This window comes from Mesorhizobium sp. M0909 (genome assembly GCF_040319515.1).
In the GTDB taxonomy this organism is placed as follows: Bacteria; Pseudomonadota; Alphaproteobacteria; order Rhizobiales; family Rhizobiaceae; genus Mesorhizobium.
Map to the genome: position 1 here is coordinate 1 of NZ_JAMYOA010000039.1, position 15766 is coordinate 15766.

Genomic DNA, 15766 nt, shown 5'->3' on the forward strand with positions numbered 1-15766 from the left:
TTCTGCTTGAGCTCGGAGGTGGTCGAAGCCAGTTCCGAGCGCAGATCGCCGGCGATCTTCTCGAGGTCCATGCCGGCCAGCAGGTCGTGGATCGCCTCGGCGCCAATCATGGCGGTGAACGAATCCTCGCCATACTCGTCGACGGCCATCATGTACTCTTCCTCGCTGAGCAGCTGGTGCTCCTTCAGCGCGGTCAAGCCGGGTTCGGTGACGATGTAGTTCTCGAAATAGAGGACGCGCTCGATGTCCTTCAAGGTCATGTCGAGCAGCGTGCCGATGCGCGACGGCAGCGACTTCAGGAACCAGATGTGGGCGACCGGTGCCGCCAGCTCGATATGGCCCATGCGCTCGCGGCGGACGCGCGACAGCGTGACTTCGACGCCGCACTTCTCGCAGATGACGCCCTTGTACTTCATGCGCTTGTACTTGCCGCACAGGCACTCATAGTCCTTGATCGGACCAAAAATGCGTGCGCAGAACAGGCCGTCACGCTCCGGCTTGAAGGTGCGGTAGTTGATGGTCTCCGGCTTCTTGATCTCGCCGAACGACCAGGACAGAATCTTCTCAGGGCTGGCAAGCGAGATCCGGATGGAATCGAACACCTGCGCGGGCGCCTGGGGATTGAAGAGATTCATGACCTCTTGGTTCATGCCGTTCTCCTTTTCGGGGTCCTCGAAAACCCCTTGCATCTAGCGCGGGCCAAACGCCCGCCGACTTGATCGGCCATCGGCCGAAGAAACTCTGTTGTTTGAGCATGATCTTGGCCGAAAACCGGTAACCACTTTTCGGGATCATGCTCGGCGTCCGGTCGCGGGAAGACCGCGGCCGGACGTCTTGCTTATTCGGCCGCGTCGGGCAGCCGGATCGGGTTTTCGTCGAGCTTGGTGTTCTCCAGCTCGACGTTGAGGCCGAGAGACCGCATTTCCTTGACGAGAACGTTGAAGCTCTCGGGGATGCCGGCCTCGAAGGTGTCGTCGCCCCTGACGATCGCCTCGTAGACCTTGGTGCGGCCGGCGACGTCGTCCGACTTCACCGTCAGCATCTCCTGCAGCGTGTAGGCGGCGCCGTATGCTTCGAGCGCCCAGACCTCCATCTCGCCAAAGCGCTGGCCACCGAACTGCGCCTTGCCGCCCAGCGGCTGCTGGGTAACGAGCGAGTACGGCCCGATCGAACGCGCGTGGATCTTGTCGTCCACAAGGTGGTGAAGCTTGAGCATATATATATAGCCCATCGTCACTTTGCGATCGAACGGCTCGCCGGTGCGTCCGTCATAGAGCTGCGACTGACCGCTGGTGTGCAGGCCCGCCTGCTCCAGCATGATGTTGATGTCGGCCTCGTGCGCGCCGTCGAACACCGGTGTCGCGATGGAGACGCCGCGGCGCATCTGCTCGCTGAGGCGAATGATGCTCTCGTCGTCATATTCGCGGATCGGCTCGTTGCGGTCGTTGGCCGGCATGAAGCTCTCGAGCGTCTTGCGCAGCGGCTTGATGTCGCCCGCCGTCTTGTACGCGTCGATCAGATCGCCGATCTTCTTGCCCATTCCGGCGCAAGCCCAGCCCAGATGCGTTTCCAGGATCTGGCCGACATTCATGCGCGACGGCACACCCAGCGGGTTGAGCACGATATCGGCATGCGTGCCGTCCTCGAGGAAAGGCATGTCCTCGACCGGAACGATCCGCGACACGACACCCTTGTTGCCGTGCCGGCCGGCCATCTTGTCGCCGGGCTGCATCTTGCGCTTCACGGCCACGAAGACCTTGACCATCTTCATGACGCCCGGAGGCATTTCGTCGCCGCGCTGCACCTTCTCGACCTTGTCCATGAAGCGCTGCTCGAGCGCCTTCTTGGAATCGTCGTACTGGCCACGCAGGGCTTCCAGCTCGCTCTGGAGCTTTTCGTTCTCCACGGCAAACTGCCACCACTGCGAACGCGGGTACTCGTCCAGCGTGTCCTTCGACAGCTTCGAGCCCTTCTTGAAGCCCTTCGGCCCGGCAATCGCTTCCTTGCCGACAAGAACGTCGGAAAGGCGCGAATAGACGTTGCGGTCGAGGATCGCCTGCTCGTCGTCGCGGTCCTTGGCGAGGCGTTCGATCTCCTCGCGCTCGATCGCCATGGCGCGCTCGTCCTTCTCGACGCCGTGGCGGTTGAAGACACGCACTTCGACGACGGTGCCGAAGGTTCCCGGAGGCATGCGCATCGAGGTGTCGCGCACGTCCGAGGCCTTTTCACCGAAGATGGCGCGCAGCAGCTTTTCTTCCGGCGTCATCGGGCTTTCGCCCTTCGGCGTGATCTTGCCGACCAGGATGTCGCCCGGCTGCACTTCCGCACCGATGTAGACGATGCCGGCCTCATCGAGGTTCTTCAGCGCTTCTTCCGAGACGTTCGGGATATCGCGCGTGATCTCCTCCGGCCCGAGCTTGGTGTCGCGGGCCATGACTTCGAATTCCTCGATGTGGATCGAGGTGAAGACGTCGTCGGCGACGATGCGCTCGGACAGAAGGATGGAATCCTCGTAGTTGTAGCCGTTCCACGGCATGAACGCGACCAGCACGTTGCGGCCGAGGGCCAGATCGCCGAGCTCGGTCGACGGGCCGTCGGCAATGATGTCGCCCTTGTTGACCCGGTCGCCCATGCGCACCAGCGGACGCTGGTTGATGCAGGTGTTCTGGTTCGAACGCTGGAACTTCATCAGCCGGTAGATATCGACGCCGGACTTGCCGGGATCGAGATCTTCCGTGGCGCGGATGACGATACGCGTCGCGTCCACCTGGTCGACGATGCCGCCGCGGCGGGCGCCGATGGCGGCGCCCGAGTCACGGGCGACGATCGGCTCCATGCCAGTGCCGACGAACGGCGCTTCGGCGCGCACCAGCGGCACGGCCTGACGCTGCATATTCGAGCCCATCAGCGCACGGTTGGCGTCGTCGTTCTCGAGGAACGGGATCAGGGCCGCGGCCACCGACACCATCTGCTTCGGCGATACGTCCATCAGATCGACGTTTTCGCGCGGCGCCATCATCACTTCGCCGGCGTTGCGGCAAATGACGAATTCGTCGACGAAATGACCATTCTTGTCGAGCTCGGCATTGGCCTGCGCGACGTGGTGCTTGGCCTCTTCCATAGCCGACAGGTAAACGACCTCATTGGTCAGCTTGCCATTGACGATCTTGCGGTACGGGCTCTCGATGAAGCCGTATTTGTTGACCCGCGCGAAGGTCGCCAGCGAGTTGATCAGGCCGATATTCGGGCCTTCCGGCGTCTCGATCGGGCAGATGCGACCGTAATGCGTCGGATGCACGTCGCGCACTTCGAAACCGGCACGCTCGCGGGTCAGACCGCCCGGTCCAAGCGCCGAAAGACGGCGCTTGTGGGTGATCTCCGACAGCGGGTTGGTCTGATCCATGAACTGCGACAGCTGCGAGGAACCGAAGAACTCGCGCACGGCGGCAGCCGCCGGCTTGGCGTTGATCAGGTCCTGCGGCATCACCGTGTCGATCTCGATCGAGGACATGCGTTCCTTGATCGCGCGCTCCATGCGCAGCAGCCCGACGCGGTACTGGTTCTCCATCAGCTCGCCGACCGAGCGCACGCGGCGATTGCCGAGATTGTCGATGTCGTCGATCTCGCCCTTGCCGTCGCGCAGTTCGACCAGCGTCTTGACCACGGCCAGGATGTCCTCTTTGCGCAGCACGCGCACGGTGTCCTCGGCCTTGAGCTCGAGGCGCATGTTCATCTTGACGCGGCCGACGGCCGACAAGTCGTAGCGCTCGCTGTCGAAGAACAGCGAGTTGAACATGGCTTCGGCGGTCTCGAGCGTCGGCGGCTCGCCCGGGCGCATGACACGATAGATGTCGAACAGTGCGTCCTGGCGGCTCTCGTTCTTGTCGACGTTGAGCGTGTTGCGGATGTAGGCGCCGACGTTGACATGGTCGATGTCGAGAACCTTGATCTCGTCCTCGCCGGTGCCGAGCAGCACTTTCAGCGTCTTTTCGTCGATCTCGTCGCCGGCTTCGAGGAATATCTCACCGGTCGCATAGTTGACGATATCCTCGGCGAGATAGTTGCCGAGCAGATCCTCGTCGGTCGCCTTGATCGCCTTGAGACCCTTTTCGCCAAGCGCCCTGGCCTGGCGGGCAGTGATCTTCTTGCCGGCCTCGACGACGACCTCGCCGGTGTCGGCGTCAACCAGGTCACCAACGGCCTTGAGGCCGCGGAAACGCTCGACGTTGAACGGGATACGCCAATGGTCGCCGGCGCGCTTGTAGGTGATCTTGTTGTAGAAGGTCGACAGGATCTCTTCGCCGTCCATGCCGAGCGCCATCAGCAGCGACGTGACCGGAATCTTGCGGCGGCGGTCGATACGGGCGTGCACGACGTCCTTGCTATCGAACTCGATGTCGAGCCATGAGCCGCGATAGGGAATGACGCGCGCGGCAAACAGAAGCTTGCCGGACGAGTGCGACTTGCCCTTGTCATGGTCGAAGAAGACGCCCGGCGAACGGTGCATCTGCGAGACGATGACGCGCTCGGTGCCGTTGACGATGAAGGTGCCGTTCAAGGTCATGAGCGGCATGTCGCCCATGTAAACGTCCTGCTCCTTGATGTCCTTGATCGACTTCGCGCCGGTATCCTCGTCGATATCGAATACGATGAGGCGCAGCGTCACCTTGAGCGGCGCCGCGTAGGTCAGGTCGCGCTGACGGCATTCGTCAACGTCGAATTTCGGTCCCTCGAACTCGTACTTCACGAATTCCAGCATCGAGGAGCCGGAAAAATCGGAAATCGGGAAGACCGACTTGAAAACTGCCTGCAGCCCCTCGTCAGGACGCCCGCCCTTGGGCTCCTCCACCATCAGGAACTGGTCATAGGATGCCTTCTGAACCTCGATCAGGTTCGGCATCTCCGCAACTTCCGGGATCTTTCCGAAAAACTTGCGTACGCGTCTGCGGCCATTGAAAGTCTGGGTCTGGGCCATCGTCGCTCCTTAGCTCAATTCTCGGGACGAGCCTCGCCGCGGCTCGCCTTGCATCTCGGGCCACCTTGGCGGCCCTGTCTTGTTGCCCGCCGCCTGTCGGCGGCTTCTTGTCTTTTCACCCACCACCAATTGGCGGTGGGCCAGAAACGGGAGAAAACCCGTTTCCTGAAGGCCGGTTTGCGGCCCTCAGGAAAGAGGTTTTCGCACTCTTCGCGCTATGAGCCTCCCCTAGACGTGAAGGGAGTGGCGGACGGCGCGACGCCATCCGCCGGTACTCAACGCTTACTTCAGTTCAACCTTGGCGCCGGCTGCTTCCAGCTGGGCCTTGAACTTGTCCGCGTCGGCCTTGGAAACGCCTTCCTTGACCGGCTTCGGAGCCGCCTCGACCAGGTCCTTGGCTTCCTTGAGGCCAAGACCGGTGATGGCGCGAACTTCCTTGATGACGTTGATCTTCTGAGCGCCTGCCTCGGTGAGGACGACGTCGAATTCCGTCTTTTCCTCGACAGGAGCAGCAGCGGCCGCAGCGCCGCCGGCAGCGGCAACCGCCACCGGAGCAGCGGCGGAAACGCCCCACTTTTCTTCAAGAAGCTTCGACAGCTCGGCCGCCTCGAGGACGGTCAGCTTCGAAAGGTCGTCTACGATCTTTGCCAGATCAGCCATTGCAATGTTCCTTCATAAGGTTCGAACGTGTGTTTGTGATAGCGAGGAACGGCCTCATGCCGCCTCGTCCTTCCGGGCGTAAGCGCCGATGACGCGCGCGACCGAGGCCGCAGGCGCATTGACGATCTGGGCGATCCGGGTTGCCGGCGTGGCGATCATGCCAACCAGCCTGGCGCGCAGCTCATCGAGCGACGGAAGTGTGGCGAGTGCCTTCACACCGTCGGCGTTGAGCGAGGTGGTGCCCATTGCGCCACCGAGAATGACGAGCTTGTCATTTCCCTTGGCGAAATCGGACGCGACCTTCGGCGCCGCAATCGGATCCTCCGAATAGGCGATCAGCGTCTGTCCCTTGAACAGCTCGATGATCGATGCGGAGTCCGTGCCCTGAAGAGCGATTTTGGCGAGACGGTTCTTCGCGACTTTGACGGTGCCACCGGCGGCGCGCATTTTCGACCGAAGGTCGTTCATTTGCGCGACGGTGATACCGGCGTAGTGGGCCACGACGACTGAACCAGCGCTTGAAAACGCATCATTCAGGCCCGTGACGAGTTCGCGTTTTTCCGCTCTGTCCACTGCCTATCTCCAGTTGACCCCTGCCCTCTACGAAGGACAGGCGTCGGGTTGCCTTTTGCCGGCCGGGCCATCCAGTAACGGATCTCCCGAACGACGCTCGAGGATCCTGCCCCCTTTCGCCACACCTGCCGGCAAGCCGGACGGTGCGCAGACAAAAGGCAAACACGGTTCGAACCTTTCATTGGAGCTTTCGCCCCTTTGTCCGGTCTTCACCCGTCTCATGCAGGCCCACATGAATTAAGGCCCACATCACCTAAGGCTTGGGGGCCGCCTGCAATCTCGGACAGGATGTCCGGAAGCCTTTTCGACTTCCGGTACCGGGCCGCCGACAGGTCGGAGGCCCGGAATTCTTTCACGGATCAGCGTTTTAGCGGCCGATCCAATTGTTCGTATCAGGACGCTGCGAGCGTCGAGACATCGAGCTTAAGGCCCGGGCCCATCGTCGAGGTGACCGACACCTTCTTGACGTAGTTACCCTTGGCCCCAGCCGGCTTTGCCCTGGTCACCGCGTCTGCGAAGGCGCGGACGTTTTCTTCCAGCGCCTTGACGTCGAACGACACCTTGCCCACGCCGGCATGAACGATGCCGGCCTTCTCGACGCGGAACTCGACGGCGCCGCCCTTCGATGCCTTGACAGCGGCGGCAACGTCAGTGGTGACGGTGCCGACCTTCGGGTTCGGCATCATGCCGCGCGGACCGAGCACCTTGCCGAGACGGCCGACCAGCGGCATCATGTCCGGCGTGGCGATGCAGCGGTCAAAGTCGATCGTGCCCTTCTGGACGATGTCGACCAAGTCCTCGGCTCCGACGATGTCGGCGCCGGCGGCCTTGGCCTCCTCGGCCTTGTCACCGCGCGCGAACACGGCGACGCGAACGCTGCGGCCGGTGCCGTTCGGCAGATTGACCACGCCGCGGACCATCTGGTCGGCATGGCGGGGATCGACGCCGAGGTTCATCGCGACTTCAACGGTCTCATCGAACTTCACCGAGGAACGATCCTTGAGCAGCTTCAGCGCCTCACCCAAAGCGTAGGCCTTGTTGGGATCGATGCCTTCGCGGGTCTTCGATACACGCTTTGCAATCTTTGCCATGATCTCAGCCCACCACTTCCAGACCCATCGAGCGGGCGGAGCCCTCGACCATGCGCATGGCCGCCTCGACGTCGTTTGCGTTCAGATCCTTCATCTTCTGCTCGGCGATGGCGCGCACCTTGTCGCGGCCGATCGTACCGGCCTTGAGCTTGCCCGGCTCCTTGGAACCCGACTTCAGGTTGGCGGCCTTCTTCAGGAAATAGCTCACCGGCGGCGTCTTCATGACGAAGGTGAACGACTTGTCCTGGTAGTAGGTGATGACGACCGGAACCGGCGAACCCTTTTCCATTTCCTGGGTCTGCGCGTTGAATGCCTTGCAGAACTCCATGATGTTGATGCCACGCTGACCAAGCGCCGGGCCGATCGGGGGCGACGGCGTGGCCGATCCCGCGGAAACCTGGAGCTTGAGCTGGCCTGCAATTTTCTTAGCCATCTCTCTTCCTGCCTTTTCTCATGCCGGTCTTGCCGGCGGTTGCAGTCTGGTGGTGCGGTCCGCGCGGCCGGCTAAAGCCGCATTCGCCTCCCACCCGCTTTTGGCCGCACGATCTCCGCGCCGCCTTCCCTGCCGCCGAAACCGGTGCAGGGATTTCGGATCAGCCCTTCTCGACCTGTCCGAATTCCAGATCGACCGGCACAGCGCGCCCGAAGATCGAAACTTCCACCTTGAGCCGCGCCCGCTCCTCGTCCACTTCCTGGACGAAACCGTTGAAGGACGCGAATGGTCCATCCGAAACGCGGATCGCTTCGCCGATCTCGAACGTCACCGACGGCTTCGGCCGCTCGACGCCCTCCTGAACCTGGTTCAGGATACGCTGGGCCTCGGCTTCGGTGATCGGCACCGGCTTGGAGTCGCCCAGGAAACCGGTAACCTTCGGCGTGTTCTTGACGAGCGAGAACACAGCGTCGGTCAGATTGGCCTTCAGCAGCACATAGCCCGGAAAGAACTTGCGCTCGGCATCGACCTTGCGGCCGCGGCGGATCTCGACGACCTTCTCGGTCGGCACCACGATCTGCTCGATGTCGGCGGACAGGCCCTTCTGCTTGGCCTTGTTCTCGATGTCCTCGGCGACCTTCTTTTCAAAGTTCGAGTAGGCGTGGACGATGTACCACCGCGCGGTCATTTCAAGACTTCTCCGTAATCGCCGGACTTACTGTCCGAGGCCGAGGATTTTTTCGACCGCAAAGCCCATGGCCACGTCTGCGGTAAAGAAAAAGATCATCGCGATGACCGCGAACACAAGGACCATCACCGTCGAGATCATCGTTTCGCGCCGCGACGGCCAAGTGACCTTGGCGGTCTCCGCGCGAACCTGCTGGAGAAAGGTGAAGGGATTTGTGGTTTTCGAAGCCATATGCCGCTCTGTCTGCAAGACCCGTTGGCCGGGTCTCCTGGATGATCCCGCTGGCCGGGACGTGCCGCTTGAGCGTGCGTTCGCGCCGAATCAGCGCGATCATTTCGCCCATGCAAATCAGACGCGTAAAGCCGGCTTCCCAGCTCCACGCGTCGCGTGTCTGTCTCGTCTACATAAAACCGATTCTTGATCCACGCAAGTGGCAAGTGTCCGCTTTATGGCCAAACGCCGCCTCGGAACCATCCAGTCGTCCCGTCCCGGCTATGCGGCCCTTATGCCGCAACTCGACCTATATGGCAAGTCACAAGCCGATTTTCAAAGGCCGCACTGCAAAAGAATCGTTTTAGGCATCCATTGAGCGGCCCGAGACATAGGTGACGATTTGTACCGGACACATAGGTAACACTTTTCGGTTTTTGCCGGGAGGTGTTGATGCCGTGGAGAGAGTGTTCGGTGATGGAGGAACGTCTTCGCTTTGTGGCTCGCCTGCTCGACGGAGAAGGCATGAGCGCGGTGTGCCGGGAGTTCGGGATCTCGCGCAAGACCGGCTACAAGATATTCAACCGCTACAGGCAAGAGGGGTTGGAGGCGCTTTGCGACCGCTCGCGGCGGCCGGTACGCTATGCCAACCAACTGCCCGAGCAGATCGAGCGGCTGATCGTCGAGAGCAAGCGCGACAAGCCGCACTGGGGCGCCAGGAAGATCAGGGAGCTGCTGATCAGAAAGCTCGCCGGCGATGTGCGCATCCCGGCCAAGAGCACGGTGCATGCCGTGCTCGACCGCCGCGGCCTTGTGAGCCAGGCCCGCAAGAGGAACCGGGCGAACAAGGCCATGGGCACGCCGCTGTCGCAGGCCGCCGTCCCCAACGATCTGTGGTGCGCTGACTTCAAGGGCGAGTTCAAGCTCGGCAACGGTCGCTACTGTTACCCCCTGACGGTGACCGACCAGGCCTCGCGCTACCTGCTTCTCGCCGAAGCGCTTGAAGCGACACGGGAAGCGCCGGTCATCGAGGCCTTCGTCCGGCTGTTCAGGGAACGCGGCCTGCCGCTCGCCATTCGAAGCGACAACGGGGTCCCTTCGCCAGCCCCAACGGCCTCTACAATCTGTCGAAGCTGTCGGTCTGGTGGTTGAGGCTCGGCATTGCCATCGAGCGCATCAAGCCCGGCAACCCGCAACAGAACGGCCGCCACGAGCGCATGCACCGCACCTTGAAGCAGGAGACCACGCGGCCCCCGGGCATGAATGCCCTGCAACAGCAGGCCAGATTTGACGCTTTCATCAGCGAATTCAACGAGGAAAGGCCGCATGAGGCGTTGGCCATGAAGCTACCGACGGAACTCTACACGCCCTCTTCACGGCCGTATTCCGGCCTGCCGGAGCTGACCTATCCCCTCCATGACAAGGACATCCTGGTCACCGCCTGCGGCCGCATCTGCATGATGAGGAAGAAGATCAACGTCTCGACCGTGCTCGCCGGTCAGAGGCTCGGAATAAAGGAGGTCGACGACGGCATTTGGCTCGTAAGCTTCATGCACTATGATCTGGGATATATCGACCTGGAACAGAGAACCTTGCAGACCATCGACAACCCGTTCGGCACAAGGTTGTCACCCATGTCTTAGGTACATTCTGTTACCCATGTCTCCGGGTCGTACCCATTCAAAGGATGGCACGGGCAGCAGGGCTCGAACCTACGACCTGCGGTTTTGGAGACCGCCGCTCTACCAACTGAGCTATGCCCGTATGCGCATGTCGGCGCAGCAGGCGCTTCCTAAAAGCTTCCGCGCGCTCTGTAAAGAGCGACGTGCGCTGCCCAGCCTTCATCTGCGGAAGTCCAGGCGTCCTCCCGGCCATTTCCCGTCGATTCTCTGGTTGCTGACGATCAAGCCGACCCAGGGACGCACGATTTTCGGGTCGGTCAGATTGACATATTTTCCAACCAGCCCTTTCGCACCCTCGCGCCGCGCATCGATCAGCCCTTTGCGCACGCCATGATGCCAATCGAACAATAGGTAAACTCTCTCTCCCGCCGTTTTCACCTCGCCCCGGCCGGACTTCCACTTATCCTCGGCATCGCCCGGAATTGTGGGATCGGCACCGCCGTTCCATCGGCTGGACCAGCTGCCGTCGATGGTGTCGTTGCTGTTGCGGTCGCTTTCGGTGCCCCACGTTCCGGCGTTTTCATCACTTGCAGTTCCCTCCAGTTTCACGCCGGCGGCGAACGCCGACACCTCCTCGTCGTCGGGAGTGGGGACGTCCATGACGCCAAATGGATTTCGAGTTCCGCGACCGCTGTCAAAGGCGCTGTCTGAACTTTTCTTGCCTTCCGATCTCATCGCAAGCCTCCGGTTCTCAGTGTGGCCCCGCCAGTCGACGGCGACTTCAAACCGTTAGCCTGGAGGACCGAAACCTCCATAGCCACCCGTTTTCCTGGCCGGCGGGGTTTTCGACCGATTCGTGCCCGGTCAGTCTCCCGAAGGCGGCTTGTAGGGGCCGCCCGGCACCCCCCAACCCCAGGTCGGCATTGGTTCGCTCTCGGGATCGCAGGTCGGGCCCTTGTTGGAGTTCATCTTGGCCAGCCGCGATCCCCATTCGACATAGCCCATGAAGGCGGAGCGGAATTCGGGATCGTCAGGCAACCCGATCTCGTCGGCGGCGTCGGCGAGAAGATTGATCCAGCGCCGGCGCTGCTCCTCGGTCAGATGCTTGCCGAGATGATGCATCACCATCTCGCGATGGCCGCCGTGTTTTTCGCTGTAGGTTTTCGGTCCGCCAAAGACTTCGCCGATGAAAGCCGCGACGTGAGCGGGATGGTCCGGCGACATGTGCTTGAACACCGGCCCGACGATGGGGTCCCGAGCGACTTTGTCGTAGAAGGTCTGGGTCAGGCGGTTCAGCGCTTCGGAGCCGCCGGCCCATTCGAACAATGTCGGGACATCATGGCTCATTCGCGGTCCCTCCCATGTTGGTCTTCAACCGCGCTGGACGATAGCGGAAACATCGAGCGCCGCTCAACCTGCCTCGATGGCCAGTTTCCGAAGCCAACGCGCCTCTACAATTTGGCGGGCGCCTCGGCCTGTGCATTGGGCGAGAGCACCACGCGGCAATTGTCAGGCTTCGGCACCGATCTGCAGAGGGTGGCACCCATCAGCTCGTCCACTGATTGCGGCCCAGTCGTCAGTCCGACCCTCAGCATCACGTCAGGTTCGAGCTGACGTTCGACAGGAATGCGCTGAAGCGCCATGAACAGATCAGGGTTGATTGCCATCTCGTCAAGGTAAGCCTTAATCAGTTGGTCTTGTCCCATCAGGTAAAGGCTGAGTAGCGCCCGTGAACCGACAAGCCGCCTGACGCCCCCAGCCAGCATCAGCGCGCAGGCCGAATCGCAGTCGCCTTTCGCATCGCTGGCCACTCCGGCATAGGCGCCATCTTTGGCCAAGCAATTCCACTCTCCCGGGTCGCAGCCAACGAAATCGGTGCGGGCAACGGCGACGTCGAGCTTCTTTTCACGGATAAGTCGCCCCACCGCCAGAGCGCTGAACAAGTCGCCACCTCGCGAGCTCACCACTATAGGCAGCCGCCGGCTGCCAAGCGTTGCGAGGAACTGGCCCAGCTTCTGCGGGGTCCGGCTCGTGATTACGCCTTGGGCTGATATCCATTCCGGGCAGTCGGGATTGCAGGACGAATTGCTGCCACGAACCATCACGAAGCGCATCTCGGGTGCCCCAGCCCGCGCTGCCCCGAGCGGCAGAGCCCACATCCATTCCGGGCAGTGGGGCTCGCACATCGGATCACTGCCGCGAACGAGTATGAAGCCCTTGTCCGGCGCCTCCTTTCCTGGCGCTACCTGGACCGGCTGAGCAGGTGCCTCCCTGACCGGCTGAAAAAGGGGGACTTGAGCCGGCTGAGAAGATCCGGCCTTCGCCTCGATCGCTGCCACCTTGGCCAGTTTGGCATTCGCAGGGATCTCTCTGCAGTTCGTCGGCGCAGGACTCCGCCGGCAAATGCCCGCCTGCGTAAGCATGTCGAGAGAGTCCCTGCTGGTGACCAGCTTCATCGTCAGCATGTCATCGAGGGCGATCTGCCGGATGTCGCTGGCGGGCGTGGCCTTCATTCTGTCGAGCACGCCCCGTTCGACACCCATCTCCCTGAGATAGGCCGAAAGCCTCCTCTCAATCGCCTTGCTCATCTCATAGGTCTTGTAGCCGACATTGTCTTGAGTGACGGTTTCTGTGGTGATCTTGTATTTTTTGCCCCGCACAACTCGATAGGTGGTTCGATATTGCCGTGTTGTGCGGAAATGAGTCGTAGTGATCTGATGGACGCCTAGATAGGCCCAACCGCCGACCACGCGTCCGACGCCTCCGGCAAACATCAGCGGACACGCGGAGTTGCACATGGCGCCCCCGTCAGACGCAATGCCGAAATATGCGGCGCCCTTGCCGTCATTGGCTCGGCAATCCTTCATCCCAGGCCAACAATCGGAAAACTTGGTCGTACCGACGGCGATATCGAGCTTGTTTTTGCGGATTATTCGACCAAGCTGGAGCGCCGCATCGACATTGCCGCCCGGGGAATTGACGATAATCGGCAGTTTGCGGCGGCCGAGCGTCTTCAATACGCGCTTGAGCTGCGCTGGCGTGCCCGCTTCTATGGCGCCTTCTGCCGAAATCCATTCCGGACAGTTAGGCTCGCAGCCGATCGCATTGCTCCGCACGACTGCGAATCGCATGGGCGAGAGATCATCGGAGAATATCTTCGGATCGGTCCAAGTCGTCGGATCGGACCATTTCGGGAAGACATCCTCGGCCTTCGCCGCAAAGGCAACCATCGCAAATGCGACCGTCGGCGCCAGGCGAACCAACCCGCGCCACCACCTTGCCCTACTGTTTGAACGGCGTTCTGGAACCACGCTCGGCAAAAGCCCCCTTGATGCAACCGATAATAGTTGCGGCGATGGTGCTTGCAATAGCTTTGAAACACCCGCGCAAGATTGTTCTGGCCGGAGTCAGCAGACGAAAAAGGGCGACCCGAAGACCGCCCTTTCGCGTCCGATCTCGACCGGCAATGCCGGCGCCGATTACTCTTTGATGGATCCTGGCACCGACGGTCCGGCTGCCTGCACGGATAGCGAAGCGCAGCTTCTCTTCCATGGCGATCGGCACGATCAGCTCGCGGCTATCATGCCCGCGTTACGATTTGACCGGCGTGCTGGCCTGAGCCTTGGCGCCCGAGATCTCGCGGCAGTTCTCCGGCCGTGGCTCCGATCTGCAGATGCCGGGGCCTGTCAATTCGTCTGCCGATTGATGCCCTGTTGTCAGCCCGTATTTCAGCATCCTGTCGAGATCGAGCTGCCGTTCGACCGAATATAGCTGAATTGCCGTAAACAGACCGGGGCCGATGGCCATGTCCTCAAGATAGGCCTTGACCTTTTGCTCCTGCCCTACCGAATGCACGCTCAACTGTGCACGCGGGCCGACCAGGCGTTTGACACCGCCGGCGAGCATGATCGGACAGGCCGAGCCGCAACCGCCGCCGGCATCGACCGTGAGCCCGCTGTAGATGCCGTCTTCGGCCGTGCAGTCGGCCTGCCGCGGCTCGCAGCCAATGAAATCCGTCCGCGCCACGGCAACGTCGAGCTTGCGTTCGCGGATCAGCCTTCCGGCCGCCAAAGCACCGAGCACGTCACCACCCGGCGAGTTGATGACGATGGGCAGGATCGCCGACGCTGTCAAGCAGTTGGCGCAATTTTTCGGGCGTGTCAGCGGTAATTGCGCCTTCGGCCGAGATCCATTCCGGGCAGTTGGGATTGCAGAGCGGGTTGGTGCCGCGGACCAGGACGAAGCGCATGTCAGCGACCTCCTGCGCCGGCGGAGTTTCGAGCCCTGAAGGTACAGGTTCGGCGTTCGCCACAACTTCCCCGGCCGGCTTCGCGATATTCGCCGGCACCGGCACTTCCCTGCAACTCGCCGGTAACGGATCGGATTTGCATAGAGTTGGCGCGGTCAGCAGGTCGACGGCATCCAGACTGGTTACGAGATTCATTTGCAGCATGTCATAGGGGACCAGTTGCTGAATGCTGCTAGCCGGCGTGCTTTTCATGGTCTCGAGCACGCCCAGGCCGACGCCCATCTCCTTCAGATAGGCCGCCAGCTTCCGCTCCAGCGGTTTGTTCATTTCGTAGGTCTTGTAGCTGCCCGCGTTCTTCCGGCTGACGACCCTGGTACTGAGTATCTTCTTCTTGCCTTTCACCATGCGGTAGGTGGTGCGGTACAGCAGTTTCGTCCGGATATAGGTCGTGGTGATCTGATGGACGCCGAGAAAGGCCCACTCCCCGACCACGCGCCGGATGCCACCGGAAAACATCAACGGGCAGGCGGAATTGCAGATGGCGCCGTTGCCATAGGCATCGCCGAAATAACGGGCGCCCTTGCCGTCGTTTTCCTTGCAGTTCTTCATATCTGGCAGGCAGCCGGCGAAGCGGGTTTTGCCGACGGCGATATCGAGCTTGTTCTTGCGGATCAGGCGACCAAGTGTCAGCGCCGCTTCGACATTGCCGCCAGGGGAATCGACGACGATCGGCAGCTTTCGGCCGCCAAGCGCCTTCAGCGTGCGTTTGAGCAGGGCGGGCGTGCCGGCTTCTATGGTGCCTTCCGCCGATATCCATTCCGGGCAGTTGGGCTCGCAGCCCGGCGCGCTGCTGCGGACGACGACGAACCGCATCGTCGGGCCGAGATCCGGCGTGGATTTTTCCGGCGTGGATTTCTTTGCATCCGCCGCAAAGGCAGCGTGGCCCATGGCAAGCAACGACACCAGGCAGATCAGCCCTAGCGACCACCATGCCTGACTATGCAAACGGCGCCATGGAACCATTCTGGCAGCCCCCTCGATGCAACCTATACTAGTTATGGCAGAGGCGCTTGCAACAGGATTTGAAGCAATGCGGTTAATCCATTGCCGGAATATCAGAATCAAAAGGGCGGCCCGAAGACCGCCCTTTCGCATCCGATCTCAACCGGCAGCGCCGGCGATTACTCTTTGATGGTGACGACGATGCCGGCACCGACGGTGCGGCCGCCTTCACGGATGGCGAAGCGCAGCTTCTCTTCCATGGC

14 protein-coding genes, 1 tRNA gene and 2 pseudogenes are annotated in these 15766 nt (G+C 61.6%); 1 reads left to right on the forward strand and 16 read right to left on the reverse strand.

Annotated features, from left to right (window positions below):
* The 8 genes and pseudogenes from NKH83_RS30775 to secE form a co-directional block, all read right to left on the reverse strand.
* A pseudogene (locus tag NKH83_RS30775) lies at window positions 1–650 on the reverse strand (DNA-directed RNA polymerase subunit beta'); the annotation flags it as partial.
* A 188-nt stretch (window positions 651–838) separates the two neighbouring features.
* Window positions 839–4975 carry a DNA-directed RNA polymerase subunit beta gene (gene rpoB, locus NKH83_RS30780; RefSeq protein WP_254817143.1) on the reverse strand — a complete coding sequence of 1379 codons (4137 nt, stop codon included), beginning with the start codon at window positions 4973–4975 and terminating at the stop codon, window positions 839–841.
* A 282-nt stretch (window positions 4976–5257) separates the two neighbouring features.
* Window positions 5258–5635 (reverse strand): 50S ribosomal protein L7/L12, encoded by a 378-nt coding sequence (rplL, locus tag NKH83_RS30785; RefSeq protein WP_140752948.1) that lies wholly within the window; start codon window positions 5633–5635, stop codon window positions 5258–5260.
* A gap of 54 nt (window positions 5636–5689) precedes the next feature.
* Window positions 5690–6208, reverse strand: a complete 519-nt coding sequence (gene rplJ / locus NKH83_RS30790) for a 50S ribosomal protein L10 (protein ID WP_008875657.1) — start codon at window positions 6206–6208, stop codon at window positions 5690–5692.
* A gap of 392 nt (window positions 6209–6600) precedes the next feature.
* Window positions 6601–7299, reverse strand: coding sequence for a 50S ribosomal protein L1 (gene rplA, locus NKH83_RS30795; RefSeq protein WP_254817142.1), 699 nt, complete (start codon window positions 7297–7299; stop codon window positions 6601–6603).
* 4 nt (window positions 7300–7303) lie between these two features.
* Window positions 7304–7732, reverse strand: coding sequence for a 50S ribosomal protein L11 (gene rplK, locus NKH83_RS30800; protein ID WP_254817141.1), 429 nt, complete (start codon window positions 7730–7732; stop codon window positions 7304–7306).
* Window positions 7733–7892: 160 nt separating this feature from the next.
* Window positions 7893–8420 (reverse strand): transcription termination/antitermination protein NusG, encoded by a 528-nt coding sequence (gene nusG, locus NKH83_RS30805; protein WP_006333333.1) that lies wholly within the window; start codon window positions 8418–8420, stop codon window positions 7893–7895.
* 27 nt (window positions 8421–8447) lie between these two features.
* Window positions 8448–8651: a preprotein translocase subunit SecE gene (secE, locus tag NKH83_RS30810; protein ID WP_023680439.1), complete on the reverse strand. Its 204-nt coding sequence runs from the start codon at window positions 8649–8651 to the stop codon at window positions 8448–8450.
* Between the two features lie 432 nt (window positions 8652–9083).
* Here secE and NKH83_RS30815 point away from each other — a divergent pair.
* A pseudogene (locus tag NKH83_RS30815) lies at window positions 9084–10273 on the forward strand (integrase core domain-containing protein).
* Between the two features lie 45 nt (window positions 10274–10318).
* Here the strand turns inward: NKH83_RS30815 and NKH83_RS30820 are convergent.
* The 8 genes from NKH83_RS30820 to NKH83_RS30855 all read right to left on the reverse strand — a co-directional run.
* Window positions 10319–10394 (reverse strand) — tRNA-Trp (locus NKH83_RS30820).
* A gap of 77 nt (window positions 10395–10471) precedes the next feature.
* Window positions 10472–10987: a hypothetical protein gene (locus NKH83_RS30825; RefSeq protein WP_352480757.1), complete on the reverse strand. Its 516-nt coding sequence runs from the start codon at window positions 10985–10987 to the stop codon at window positions 10472–10474.
* Between the two features lie 129 nt (window positions 10988–11116).
* A complete protein-coding gene (locus NKH83_RS30830; RefSeq protein WP_352480756.1) occupies window positions 11117–11599 on the reverse strand; it encodes a group II truncated hemoglobin in 483 nt (160 codons plus the stop codon).
* Window positions 11600–11703: 104 nt separating this feature from the next.
* Window positions 11704–13383, reverse strand: coding sequence for a COG3904 family protein (locus NKH83_RS30835; protein ID WP_352480758.1), 1680 nt, complete (start codon window positions 13381–13383; stop codon window positions 11704–11706).
* 151 nt (window positions 13384–13534) lie between these two features.
* The gene (locus tag NKH83_RS31780; protein ID WP_502895656.1) at window positions 13535–13816 is read right to left on the reverse strand and encodes a hypothetical protein; all 282 of its coding nucleotides are present in this window, start codon (window positions 13814–13816) and stop codon (window positions 13535–13537) included.
* A gap of 27 nt (window positions 13817–13843) precedes the next feature.
* Window positions 13844–14386, reverse strand: coding sequence for a hypothetical protein (locus NKH83_RS30845; protein WP_352808871.1), 543 nt, complete (start codon window positions 14384–14386; stop codon window positions 13844–13846).
* The gene (locus tag NKH83_RS30850; RefSeq protein ID WP_352808873.1) at window positions 14337–15506 is read right to left on the reverse strand and encodes a hypothetical protein; all 1170 of its coding nucleotides are present in this window, start codon (window positions 15504–15506) and stop codon (window positions 14337–14339) included. The genes NKH83_RS30845 and NKH83_RS30850 overlap by 50 nt, the downstream gene beginning before the upstream one ends.
* Window positions 15507–15682: 176 nt before the next feature.
* Window positions 15683–15766, reverse strand: an 84-nt coding sequence (locus NKH83_RS30855) for an EF-Tu C-terminal domain-related protein (RefSeq protein ID WP_455749504.1), incomplete at its 5' end; no start/stop codon positions are given.